This window comes from Rhodococcus sp. OK611 (assembly GCF_003050885.1).
GTDB classification, from domain to species: Bacteria; Actinomycetota; Actinomycetes; order Mycobacteriales; family Mycobacteriaceae; genus Rhodococcus_G; species Rhodococcus_G oryzae.
The window spans coordinates 71,019-83,259 of the sequence record NZ_QAOZ01000021.1 but is presented as its reverse complement, the minus strand read 5'-3'; the positions used below and the strand labels follow the sequence as shown (position 1 = coordinate 83,259).

General features: G+C 70.2%; 11 protein-coding genes. 5 read left to right on the top strand and 6 right to left on the bottom strand.

The annotated features are described in order from the left end of the window. Positions 1-52 precede the first annotated feature (52 nt). The 4 genes from C8K38_RS23780 (at position 53) to C8K38_RS23765 (ending at position 4,633) form a co-directional block, all read left to right on the top strand. Positions 53-808: a class I SAM-dependent methyltransferase gene (locus C8K38_RS23780; RefSeq protein ID WP_097213883.1), complete on the top strand. Its 756-nt coding sequence runs from the start codon at positions 53-55 to the stop codon at positions 806-808. 83 nt (positions 809-891) lie between these two features. Then, a complete protein-coding gene (locus C8K38_RS23775; protein ID WP_097213839.1) occupies positions 892-1,803 on the top strand; it encodes an ROK family protein in 912 nt (303 codons plus the stop codon). Positions 1,804-1,892: 89 nt separating this feature from the next. Beyond that, positions 1,893-3,095, top strand: coding sequence for a phosphotransferase family protein (locus C8K38_RS23770; protein WP_097213881.1), 1,203 nt, complete (start codon positions 1,893-1,895; stop codon positions 3,093-3,095). 89 nt (positions 3,096-3,184) lie between these two features. Next, positions 3,185-4,633: an aldehyde dehydrogenase gene (locus tag C8K38_RS23765; protein WP_097213838.1), complete on the top strand. Its 1,449-nt coding sequence runs from the start codon at positions 3,185-3,187 to the stop codon at positions 4,631-4,633. Positions 4,634-4,697: 64 nt separating this feature from the next. On the opposite strand, the gene C8K38_RS23760 is transcribed toward C8K38_RS23765, so the two are convergent. Then, entirely contained in the window at positions 4,698-5,210 is a 513-nt protein-coding gene (locus C8K38_RS23760) for a hypothetical protein (protein WP_077040197.1), read from the bottom strand. 141 nt (positions 5,211-5,351) lie between these two features. Between C8K38_RS23760 and C8K38_RS23755 the strand changes: the two genes are divergently transcribed. Continuing rightward, complete coding sequence (locus tag C8K38_RS23755) at positions 5,352-6,329, top strand: cation diffusion facilitator family transporter (RefSeq protein WP_097213837.1); 978 nt, start codon at positions 5,352-5,354, stop codon at positions 6,327-6,329. A 92-nt stretch (positions 6,330-6,421) separates the two neighbouring features. Here C8K38_RS23755 and C8K38_RS23750 read toward each other — a convergent pair whose 3' ends face one another. The 5 genes from C8K38_RS23750 to C8K38_RS23730 form a co-directional block, all read right to left on the bottom strand. Continuing rightward, positions 6,422-8,251 (bottom strand): phosphoenolpyruvate carboxykinase (GTP), encoded by a 1,830-nt coding sequence (locus C8K38_RS23750; RefSeq protein ID WP_097213880.1) that lies wholly within the window; start codon positions 8,249-8,251, stop codon positions 6,422-6,424. Positions 8,252-8,655: 404 nt separating this feature from the next. After that, complete coding sequence (locus tag C8K38_RS23745) at positions 8,656-9,372, bottom strand: hypothetical protein (RefSeq protein WP_245221115.1); 717 nt, start codon at positions 9,370-9,372, stop codon at positions 8,656-8,658. A 221-nt stretch (positions 9,373-9,593) separates the two neighbouring features. Further along, positions 9,594-9,893, bottom strand: a complete 300-nt coding sequence (locus C8K38_RS23740) for a DUF6802 family protein (RefSeq protein WP_245221114.1) — start codon at positions 9,891-9,893, stop codon at positions 9,594-9,596. A gap of 73 nt (positions 9,894-9,966) precedes the next feature. Beyond that, complete coding sequence (locus C8K38_RS23735; protein WP_143548514.1) at positions 9,967-11,394, bottom strand: hypothetical protein; 1,428 nt, start codon at positions 11,392-11,394, stop codon at positions 9,967-9,969. Continuing rightward, positions 11,391-12,185, bottom strand: a complete 795-nt coding sequence (locus C8K38_RS23730; protein WP_097213834.1) for a GTPase domain-containing protein — start codon at positions 12,183-12,185, stop codon at positions 11,391-11,393. Before C8K38_RS23730 ends, C8K38_RS23735 begins: the two co-directional genes overlap by 4 nt. Positions 12,186-12,241 lie beyond the last annotated feature (56 nt).

The window sequence follows — 12,241 nt, the reverse complement described above, 5'->3', positions numbered from 1 at the left end:
TCCGTGTGCCTCGGCGCGGCCGCTATGGTTCCTACCCGTGACCGCCCTTCCCGTGACCCGCATTTTCGCCCGTCGGGCCACCCTCCGCCGGTCCGTCGGACTGCTCGGCGACTTCCGCCACGAACAGGACGACCCGGACCTCTTCTACGGCGCGTTGGCACGAGATTCGCTGGAGCTGATCGAGGATCTGTACGCCGGGATGACCGGTCAGGACCTGACCGGCCGGACCGTGCTCGACGTCGGCGGCGGTCCCGGCTACTTCGCGGAGGCCTTCCACCGGGCTGGCGCGCGCTACATCCCGGTCGAGCCGGACCCGACCGAGATGCACGCGGCGGGGCTGACGGTCGGCGGCGCGATCAGGGGTTCCGGGATGGCACTGCCCTTCCGCGACGACAGCGTCGACATCTGCTTCTCCTCCAACGTCGCCGAGCACGTGCCCGAGCCATGGACGATGGCCGACGAGATGCTGCGGGTCACCAAGCCGGGCGGTCTGATGGTGCTCTCGTACACCCTCTGGTGGGGACCGTTCGGCGGGCACGAGACCGGTCCCTGGCACGTGTTCGGGGGCGAGTACGCCGCCCGCCGCTACGCGCGCAAGAACGGCCGCGAGCCCAAGAACCGGTTCGGGGTGTCGCTCTTCGACGTCGGGGCGGCCGACGGGTTGCGGTGGGCGCGTACGACTGCGGACGGCGAGCTGCTCGCGGCGTTCCCGCGGTACCACCCGCGATGGGCCTGGTGGATGGTCCGCATCCCCGGCCTGCGCGAACTGCTGGTGAGCAACCTCGTCGTGGTGCTGCGCAAAAGGTAGGCGCTTCGCGCCCGTGCGCGGTTGACGAGTGTCTGGACTCGTCAACCGCGCACGGGCGGCGCAGCCGCCTACGCTTCTTGGCCATGACCGGACTGGCCCTGGACATCGGCGGCACCAAGCTCGCGGCGGGGCTGATCTCGCCCGACGGTGAGCTGCTCGCCGAGGAGCGCAGCCCGACCCCGGCGACCGGGGTGTGGGACGCCGCCGCGACGCTGCTGCGCGCGGTCGCCGACGGGCACACGATCACCGGGGTCGGCATCGCCTCCGCGGGACCGGTCGACATCGAGGCCGGCACGGTCAGCCCGCTGAACATCCCCGACTGGCGCGGCTTCCCGATCGTCGGCGCGGTGCGCGAGCTGTTCCCCGGGGTGCCGGTGCGGATGGCGATGGACGGGACCTGCACCGCGCTCGGCGAGTACCGCTTCGGCGCGGGCCGCGGGACCGGCAACATGCTGGGCATGATCGTCTCCACCGGGGTGGGCGGCGGGGTGCTGCTCGACGGCAGGCCCGTCGGCGGCCGCACCGGGAACGCCGGGCACATCGGGCATGTCGTGGTGCCGGGCGCCGAGGACATCGCCTGCGCGTGCGGCGGCATCGGCTGCCTGGAGGCGGTGGCGAGCGGACCCTCGTCGGTGCGGTGGGCGAACGAACGGGGCTGGACGGGCTCGACCGGACTCGAGCTCTCGGAGTCCGCGCAGGCGGGCGACGCGATCGCGCTGGCCGCGCTGCGCAGGTCCGGGACCGCGGTGGGGGTGGCGATCGCCTCCGCCGCCGCGCTGCTGGACCTGGACCTTGCGGTGGTCGGGGGCGGTTTCGCGCAGTCCGGCCCGCCGATGTGGGAATCGATGCGACGGGCCGCCGCGGCCCGGGCAGGCCTGTCCTTCACCCGGGGGCTCCGGATCGTGCCCGCGGAGCTCGGCGGGCGCGCCACCCTGATCGGCGCGGGCGCCCTGACACTCGGCGATCAGCCGGATCCCGGTTTCGTTCAAGCCTGACACGAAAAGGGGGCTGATTTGCGCCCGGAAGTTCTGTAACGTGTTCTAGTGTGCTTCTCACCACACCTCTGACGACGAATGAGGGCACCGTGAGTACAGCCGACATCACCCAGGACAACGGCGACAACTTTGCCGAGGTCGCCCGCCCAACCGGATCGCAGCGCGACACCGCCGAACTGGGCCGCGAGCTCCAGGAATGGCTGACGGGCCGGCTGCCGGACGGCGCCGATCCCGTGGTCTCCGACGTGCGACTCCCCGCCGCGAACGGCATGTCCAGCGAGACCATCCTGTTCGACGCGACCTGGACCGAATCCGCCACGGACCCGCTTGCCGATGCGGAGCCGGGTACCCGCCGCACCCACGAACTGGTCGCACGCGTCGAGCCCGGCGCCTCCTCGATGCCGATCTTCCCGAGTTACGAGATGGGCACCCAGTTCTCGGTCATGAAGACCGTCCGCGAGCTGTCCGACGTCCCCGTCCCCGCGGCCTACTGGTCCGAGCCGGATGCCGGGCCGCTCGGCGCCCCGTTCTTCGTCATGCAGCGGATCGACGGCGACGTCCCGCCCGACGTGATGCCCTACAACTTCGGCTCCTGGGTCACCGAGGCCACCGAGGAGCAGCGGCGCGCCCTGCAGGACTCGTCGGTCGAGATCCTGGCCGGGCTGCACGCGATCCGGGATCCGCTGGAGCACTTCCCGTTCCTGCGACTGCACGATGCGGGACCCACCGCCGAGCAGTCCTTCCGGGCGCACCTGGCCCGTCAGCGCGGCTACTACGAGTGGGCGACGGCGGACGGGCCGCGCTCGCCGCTGATCGAGCGCTGCCTCGACCGGCTCGAGGCGAACGTGCCCGCCGACGACTCCCCCGCCGTGCTCTGCTGGGGCGACTCCCGGATCGGCAATGTCATGTACCGCGACTTCACACCGGTGGCGGTGCTCGACTGGGAGATGGCCGCGATCGGCCCGCGCGAGATGGACCTCGCGTGGATGATCTTCCTGCACCGCTTCTTCGAGGACCTCACCACGATGGCGGGGCTGCCGGGCCTGCCCGACTTCATGCGCCGCGACGACATGGCCGCGCGGTACCGGGAACTCACCGGGCACCAGCCGGAGAACCTGGACTACTACAGCCTCTACGCCGCCCTGCGGCACGCAATCGTCATGTTCCGGGTGCAGAGCCGCGCGATCGCGTTCGGCCAGTCCGAGCGCCCGGCCGATCCGGACGACATGATCCTGCACCGCAAGGCACTCGAGGCCATGCTCGACGACACGTACTGGGCGCAGGTGCGCTGATGGACGACCTTCACCGAGGAGGACCCCCGACGTAACCCCGCGTTGCCCCTTCACGACGGACCCCCGAACAGACCAGCAAGGAAGCACTCATGACTGATTACGACAAGCTCTACATCGGCGGGGAGTGGGTGGCGCCCGCCACCGACGAGCGCCTCGAGGTGTTCTCGCCCGCGACCGAGGAGCGGGTGGGCAGCGTCCCGGTCGCCGCCCCGGCCGACATCGACGCCGCGATTGCCGCCGCGCGCACGGCACTCGAGACCGGCCCCTGGCCGCAGACCACCCCGGCGCAGCGTGCCGAGATCCTCGTCAAGGCGGCGAAGCTGATCGAGGAGCGTTCCGACGAGCTGTGCACCATGATCTCGGCCGAGATGGGCGCGCCGCGCGCGAGCGTCGAACTCATGCAGAAGACACCGACGCTTGCCACGATGAACAGCTTCGCAACGCTGGCCGAGACGTTCTCCTGGGAGGAGGAGCGCACCGGACCGTTCGGTGTCTGCAAGGTCATGCGCGAGCCGGTCGGTGTCGTCGCGGCCGTCATCGCCTGGAACGTCCCGCTGTTCCTGCTGGTCAACAAGCTGGCGCCCGCTATCATCTCCGGTTGCACCATGGTGCTCAAGCCCGCACCGGAAACCCCGATGAACGCCAACCTCGTCGCGGAGATCTTCGCCGAGGCCGGTCTGCCCGCGGGCGTGCTGTCCATCGTCCCCGGCGGCGCGGAGACCGGCGAGTACCTGGTCTCGCACCCCGGCGTCGACAAGATCACCTTCACCGGCAGCAGCGCCGTCGGCCGCAAGATCGGCGCTATCGCCGCGCAGAACCTCAAGCGTTGTTCGCTCGAGCTCGGTGGCAAGTCCGCCGCCATCCTGCTCGAGGACATGGACGTGCCTGCGACCATGCCGATGCTGGTGCTGTCAGGCCTGATGAACTCCGGCCAGGCGTGCGTCGGCCAGACCCGCATCCTGGCGCCGCGGTCGCGCTACGACGAGATCGTCGAGGCCATGGCCGCTTTCGTCGGGTTCTTGCCGATGGGTATGCCGGACGATCCGGCCGCGCAGCTCGGCCCGATCATCACCGCCAAGCAGCGTGACAAGGTCCTCGGCTACATCGAGAAGGGCAAGGAGGAGGGCGCCCGCCTCGTCGTGGGCGGCGGCGTGCCTGCCGGTCTGGAGACGGGCTACTTCGTCGAGCCGACCATCTTCGCGGACGTCGACAACTCGATGACGATCGCGCGCGAGGAGATCTTCGGACCGGTCCTGTCGGTGATCCCCTACGACAGCGTCGAGGAGGCCATCAAGATCGCCAACGACTCCGACTACGGTCTGGCCGGCTCGGTCTACACCACCGACATCGAGAAGGGCCTCGAGGTCGCCAAGCAGATCCGCACCGGCACCTTCGGGATCAACTGGTACGCCTTCGATCCGGGTTCCCCGTTCGGCGGCTACAAGAACTCCGGCATCGGCCGCGAGAACGGACCCGAGGGCCTGGACGAGTACTGCGAGCTCAAGTCGGTGCTGATGCCCCCCGGCTACGGCGCCTGATCGACAGACAACGCAGAACGGCCCCGCGAACCACTCGGTTCGCGGGGCCGTTCAGCTGTGTGGACTAGCTGCCGAACGGAAGGGCGGAGCTGCCGTCCGAGCTGCCGCCGGGCAGGAGCCCGACCTGCATGATCTTGGGGCTGTCGATGACGGGGTTCATCAGGTCGAGCAGGCTCACGCACCCGCCGATGACGCCGTACACCCCGGTCGGGATCTCGTTGGTGGTGCTGTTGACGGTCATGCCGGGGAGGGCGCCGAACAGCGTCAGCGGGTTCGCCACGTTCGGGTACACGACCACGCCCGGATCGAGGAGCTTGACCGGGTTCTCGACCACCGCGGGCACGTCCGCCGCGTTGACCACGAAGGCCTGGCATCCGGTCAGGCTCAGGATGGGGTTCGGGTTCTTGATGGACATGGTGATGCTGTTGCCCGACGACGAGGCGTTGACCTCGGGCGGCAGGATCGACGCCGCGGATGCCGTGGCCGGCATGGTCATCGTGACGGTGGCGACGGTGGCGACGGCGATCGCCGCACCGCCGGCGAGACGCTTGAGACCGCCCCGGGTTGCTGCCTGCATATTCGACCCTCTCAACTGAACGAATGTCCACATGAACACTGACAAACCGAAAGGGTAAGGCGTCCGGGGGGTCTCGCGTGGACGATCCGCGCAACGGTTGGACAATTCACACGGCTGGGGCGCGGCAACTATTGTTCGGGAGTGAGCCAGTCCGATACACAGCCCGACGCCGGTCCGGAGCAGAACGCGAATGCCGGCGACGAGAGCACGCTCACCGTGCTCCTCGCGTTCGGCGCGAATCTCGCTATCGCAGTGGCGAAGTCGGTCGCCGCCACGATGACGGGTTCCGCCTCCATGGTCGCCGAGGCGACCCATTCCTGGGCGGATACCGGCAACGAGGTGCTGCTGCTGATCGCCAACCGGCGGTCCAGGCACGCGGCCGACAAGGCACACCCGCTCGGTTTCGGCCGCGAGGCCTACATCTGGTCGATGTTCGCGGCCCTCGGCCTGTTCGCCCTCGGCGCGGGCGTCTCGATCACCCACGGCGTCCAGGAACTGTTCAATCCGGAGCCGGCCAGCGATTTCGGGGTGGCCTATGCGGTCCTCGGGATCTCGTTCGTGCTGGAGGCGATCTCCTTCCGACAGGCGTACCGGCAGCTACGCACGGAGGCGTCCGACGCCGACCGGGATCTGCTCGAGCACGCGCTCAAGACGTCCGACCCGACGGTCCGCGCCGTGTTCGCGGAGGATGCCGCCGCGCTGATCGGTCTGGTGATCGCGTTCGCGGGCGTGCTGGCGCACCAGCTGACCGGGTCCCCGATCCCGGACGCCCTCGGCTCCATCGCGGTCGGCGTGCTGCTCGGCGTGATCGCGCTGATCCTCATCGACCGCAACCGGCGGTTCCTGGTCGGCGAGGAGGCGTCGCCGCAGCTGCGCGGCGCCGGTCTCGAGACGCTGCTGTCGCTTCCCGAGGTGAGCCGGGTGACGTTCCTGCGGATGGAGTACCTGGGCCCCCGGCAGGTGTACCTGGTCGCGGGCGTCGACCTGGTGGGCGACCTGGCCGAGCACACGGTCGCAGGCATCCTGCGCGACCTGGAGGGTCAGCTCGAGGCGCACCCGCACATCGTCAAGGCCGTGCTCACGCTGTCGAACGAGGACGAGCCGAGCCTGCTCGCCTGACGCAGGCCCGCGCCCATCCCCCTGAACGACCCGATGCCACACCGGTTCACGCGAGGTGAACCGATGTGGCATCGGTGGAGAACTGGGTCGGACTAGCCCAGACGCTGTTTGAGCGCCTCGAACTCGTCGCGGATGCCGGAGGGCACCTTCTCGCCGAGGAACTCGAACCACTCGGTGATGAGCGGGATCTCCTGCTTCCACTCGTCGACGTTGACGGCCAGCGCCTCGTCGACGTCAGCGGCCTCGACGTCGAGCCCGGTCAGCTCCAGGTCGGCCGCGGTCGGCACGTATCCGATCGGGGTGGCCTGCGCGCCTGCCTTGTGCTCGATGCGGTCGATGATCCACTTGAGCACGCGGGAGTTCTCGCCGAACCCGGGCCACAGGAACCGGCCGTCGTCGCCGCGACGGAACCAGTTGACGTAGAAGATCTTCGGCAGCTTCTCCGAGTCGGCGTTCTTGCCGAGGGTGATCCAGTGGTTCAGGTAGTCACCGGCGTTGTAGCCGATGAACGGGATCATCGCCATCGGGTCGCGGCGAACGGTGCCGACCGCACCCTCGGCCGCGGCGGTCTGCTCGGAGGAGAGCGTCGCGCCGAGGAACGTGCCGTGCTGCCAGTCGAAGGACTCGCTGACCAGCGGGACGGTGGTCTTGCGGCGGCCGCCGAACAGGATCGCCGAGATCGGCACGCCCTGCGGGTCGTCCCACTCGGGGGCCAGGATCGGGCACTGCGACATCGGGGTGCAGTAGCGCGAGTTCGGGTGGGCGGCCTTCTCGCCGGACTCGGGGGTCCAGTCGTTGCCCTTCCAGTCCACCAGGTGCTGCGGGTCGCCCTCGAGGCCCTCCCACCACACATCGCCGTCGTCCGTGAGTCCGACGTTCGTGTACAGCGAGTTGCCCGCCTCGAGCGTCTTCATCGCGTTGGGGTTCGAGCCGTAGTTGGTGCCCGGCGCGACGCCGAAGAAGCCGAACTCCGGGTTGACGGCGTACAGGCGGCCGTCCTCACCGAAGCGCATCCACGCGATGTCGTCGCCGAGGGTCTCGGCGCGCCACCCGGGGATGGTCGGCTGGATCATCGCGAGGTTGGTCTTGCCGCACGCGGACGGGAAGGCCGCCGCGACGTAGTACGCCTTGTCCTCCGGCGAGATCAGCTTGAGGATCAGCATGTGCTCGGCCAGCCAGCCCTCGTCGTGGGCCATGGCCGACGCGATGCGCAGCGAGTAGCACTTCTTACCCAGGAGGGCGTTGCCGCCGTAGCCGGAGCCGTAGCTCCAGATCTCGCGGTCCTCGGGGAAGTGGGTGATGTACTTGGTGTCGTTGCAGGGCCACGGCACGTCGGCCTGGCCGTCGGCCAGCGGCGCGCCGACGGAGTGCAGCGCCTTCACGAACGGCTTGTCGGAGCCCAGCTTGTCGAGCGCGGCCTGGCCCATCCGGGTCATGATGCGCATCGAGACGACGACGTACTCGGAGTCGGTGATCTCCACGCCCAGCTTCGGGTCGTCGGCACCGAGCGGGCCCATGCAGAACGGCACCACGTACATGGTGCGTCCGCGCATGCTGCCGCGGTAGAGGTCGGTCATGAGGCCGCGCATCTCGGCCGGGTCCATCCAGTTGTTGGTGGGGCCGGCGTCGATCTCCTCGCGGGAGCAGATGTAGGTCCGCGACTCGACGCGCGCCACATCGGAGGGATCCGAATTGCCGAGGAACGAGTTCGGCTTCTTCTCCGCGTTGAGCCGCGTGAAGGTGCCCGCCTCGACCAGCTTGTCGGTGAGCCGCTCCCACTCCTCGTCGGAGCCGTCGGCGAACACGACGCGGTCGGGCTGGGTGAGCTCGGCAACCTCTTGCACCCAGGCGAGCAGCTCGCTGTGCGAGGTGGGTGCGGTGCCGTCAGTTCCGTTCAGACCGGGAATGGTCGCTGAGGTCATCAAACTCTCCTGGGTGTGCCGGAACCGTCCAACCACCGTCAGCTGCACGAATGCACTTGACGATGTAGTCGGTTTTCCCCTCTCGGCGGGGCGCATCCCGCTGCTCCGTCGACGCATGCGTGCGAACGCAGACGGCAAACGGAGGACACGGGCGCCGGGTGTCCTGGTACGAGGTTAACGCTGAGTGTCCCCCCGTAGGGAATCGGGTCTTGTCCGATGAGTCACAAGACCGATTCAGTGATCTCACGCGGGGCGTTCTCGGCCGCGCGCAGGCCTGAGACGGCCGGAGACAGCCGAACACCCCCGGAGGCGACTGAGGACCGAACGCTCGTCCTCGGAGGGGTCCCCGACGGTCCCCTCCCGACATCTCCGGGGGTGTTCGTGGTCTAGCTGTTCAGAAAGGACTAGCTGCCGTTCTTGAGGACGTTGCTGATGGTGTCGCCGAGAACGTCGCTGATCGAGCCGGTGGAGCTGAGCTGACCCTCGGCGGAACCGGTGCCGGTGCCGTCCGCGACGCTGAGCACGGCCTCACCCGGGTTGGGGATACGCACGGTGAAGCAAGCCGTCAGGTTCGGCAGTTCCGTGCCGACACCGACGGTGCCTGCGACGCCGGTGCCCCGGCTGGTGATCTGCGAGCCGGGGGCGGCATTGGCAGGAACCTTGTAGGTCGTCTTCAGGGTGACCGGGTTGCCGGAGTTGACGAACCAGCCGGTGCTGGTCACCTTCCAGCCGTCGCCGTTCGCCGTGGGGGTGACATCAGCCTCGTGCTGGCCGGTCGGGATGCCAACCGAGAACGCCGTCACGGTCGCCTTGACGGGAGCGCCGAAGCCCACCGGCGGGATGTCGTTGATGGTGTTGACATACGGGTTTCCGATGCCGGTGGTGCCGACGACCGTCGTGTACGTGACGAGGGTGCCCGGGGCGGCCTGGGTGGCCGAGACCGTCTTGGAGTAGGTGTGGGTGACGCCCCACGTCGAGATGTCGTTCTTGGTGGCCGTGCTGGACTGGCTGCACTCGGCGGCGCTGGCAGTGCCGGCGCCGAGGCCGACGGTCAGACCGGCGGCGACGAGGGCGGCAGACGCGGCCACTGCCGCAGTGCGGCGCATCGGGGTGTGAGACATGTGGAGATCTCCATTCGATCAGTTACAGCGCCAACCACGTAGTGCCGGACTGTCACGGCCGACGGGCGCCGGATTTGCAGGGGGTGGGCGAGGTCATCGCACCGTGACCTTTATACGGACAAGCGTCCAACCCCACAGCCAATTGCGAAAAATCGCCCACGGCACAGCCGGCGACCCCTCGTGATCCACTCCGCTCCGGCCGCGGATCCAACGCTCGGCGCCTACAGGCTGCCGTGGTCGGTCCTGGCCCACCGGACCTCGCCGTCGGCCCCACGGTTGGCCTGCCATGACTCGTACCCACCGTCGCCCTCGATGGCGGTCACATGGTCGGCGAACCCGTCTTCGTCCAGGTCAGAGGCCACATACAGGGTCCCGCCCGTCGAGTAGGTCCTGGTGTCGAGGATCCCGTCGCCGTCGAGGTCCGCGGTGGGAGCGTGCAGCTCCATCTCGCCGGCGTCGGGGCCCATCGGGTGCTGGGCGGGGCCGAGCGTGCCGAGCAGCAGCATGTCGTCGTGCATCATCACCACGACTCCTTCCGTTGGCTGGACTGGTCGCTACTGATTGGACGCAGCGCCGCCGCGGGCGGTTCCACCGTTACCGAACGGTGACGCTCGCGTACGCCTCCAGCACGGCGAGGTCACGGTCGCAGGCGGCCAGTTTCCCGGCCCTGCTGCCCGCGCCCTCCCGCAGCTGCCGATCGAGCGCCGCCAGCCGGTCCTCGGACTCGCGCGTCCGCTCCCGATGCCTCGCCAGGATCGCCTCCGCACACCGGGCCTCGGTGTCGACCAGCCGGCCGAGCACCCGCTGCTCCAACACCGACCGCACCGTCGCAAGGGTCTCCACCGCCCACTGGCGAAGGTGTGCGCGATCGGCGAGGTGCCCGCGGGCCCTTGTCAGCCACCACGCGGCGCCGCCACCGAGAAGCAGGGTCACCGGGATGCTGGCGAGGTCGAGCGCGGGCACGGTCGACAGCGGGGCCATCACCATCCGGCCGAGGCCCAGCCCGGCGGACGCCCCGAACACGATCATCATCCGGTCCTCGAGCCCGCGGTGCCGCGGCGCGGGCGGCTCGATCGCCGGCACGGTAGGCGTTCGGTTCTCGTCGTGCAGCGCCCCACCCAGCACCCGCGCGCTGACCTCGGCCAGGCGCGCATCCGCCGCCGCATCCACCCTCGCGGTGAGCGCCGCGACCGCGTCCCGCAGGTGTTGTGGGGATGCCGCCAGCGCGGTGCGGTCGGCCCGGTCGATGGCCTCCCGTGCCGCGGTGGACTCCGCCCGTACCTGGTCGCTCACCTCGTGCACCAGCTCCACCCGGGCCAGCGCGGTGAGCCTGCGCAGGACCGCGGCCCGATCGCCGCGCCACCCGTCCCGGTCTGCCACCAGCGCGGACCGCTCTGCCCGCAGGGCCGCGGTGTCGTCGGTCGCGCGCAGCGATTCGGCGGAGCCCCGGATCAGGGCGGCGGCCTGTTCGGCCGCGCCCGCGGCCCGCATGCGCAGCCGTGCCTGTCGCTCGGGGACGGCGGTGGTCGCCTCGAGGATCGCCGCACGCAGCTCCTCGATGCCGCGACCGTCCGGCACCGAGACCGGATGGATCACGACACCCGCGAATCGGGGCAGGTGCTCGGTGAGCAGCTCGGTGTTCCGCCGGGCGACCGCCGCCCAGTCGTGGTGCGCGTCGACCCCGGTGAGCGCGAAGAGCACGGTGTGCGCGGACTCGGCGCCGGCCCGCAACAGTTCGAGTTCCTCCCGACCGAGCGGTGCCGCGGCGTCGAGCACCATCAGGGCCACGCCTGCCGCGGGATCGGGTGCCTCGGCGAACCGCAGCTCGCGGCTCCCGGCACCGCCCTCCGTGAGCGCAGCGATCAGATCGCCGCGACCACTGCCGGGCACGCCGAGGACCACCACCGTCACCGCGCCGCCCGGATCCGGCGCGGGCGGCGCGGGCCGCTCCAGACCGGGCAGCGCGCCGGGATTCCACCGGCGCAGGACGGCGGCCAACTCCGGCGGCACCGTCTCGTTCACCGGACCTCCCCGCGGACCCACTGCCGAACCGCGCTCCGGTGCAGCGTCAGGGCCGCCCTTGTGCCGCGGGCGTCGAAGCCACCGTTCATCCGGCCCCGCCACGTCCGGGCCCGACGCAGCGCGAGAGCGGGATCGTCCGGCGGCGACTCCGCCGGCATCTCCCCTTCGTGCGGGAGGATCGCCGCGACCGCGACAGTCAGCGCCTCGTCGCCCGCCAGGTACTCCTCCACCGCGTCGCGGACGCTGGCGGTCCCGATCAGCGCCCGCAGGTCCGCCGACAGCGCCGCTGCCCTGGCGGCCAGGCAGGCCTCGAGCCGATCGGTGACCGCGATCCGCAGATCGGCCACCCCGAACTGCGACCGACTGTCCACGGGCAGACAGGGCACACCGAGGGCCGCCGCGGTGCGCTCGGCGGCGACCGCGGAGTCGGCCAACGTGTCCGCCTTGTTCAGGACGGCCAGTCCCCGATCCCCCGCGATGCCCGCCGCGGCCACGTCGGCGCGGCGCGGCGGGTCGCACACCACGAGCACGATCAGTTCCGCGGTCAGTGCCGGGTCCTCGGCGCCAGGCACGTCCCAGGCGGGGGTCTCGACGACCTCGGCCCCCTGCATCGGCCCGAGCGCCGTGATGACCGCGGACCGCCCGACGCCCGCGCGCCCGGTCACCTCTATCCGCACCGGAGCGCGATACCGCCGGACAGCCCGGCTCACCAGAGCCCCGGCCGCCGGATCCGCCTCCGTCGCCGATCGTCGTAACCCGTCGACCGTCGCATCGAATTTCATCGACGCCATCGCGCCACCCCCCAAAGAAAAGAACGCGCCCCCCGGCGCGCCCCGAATGATCGCAG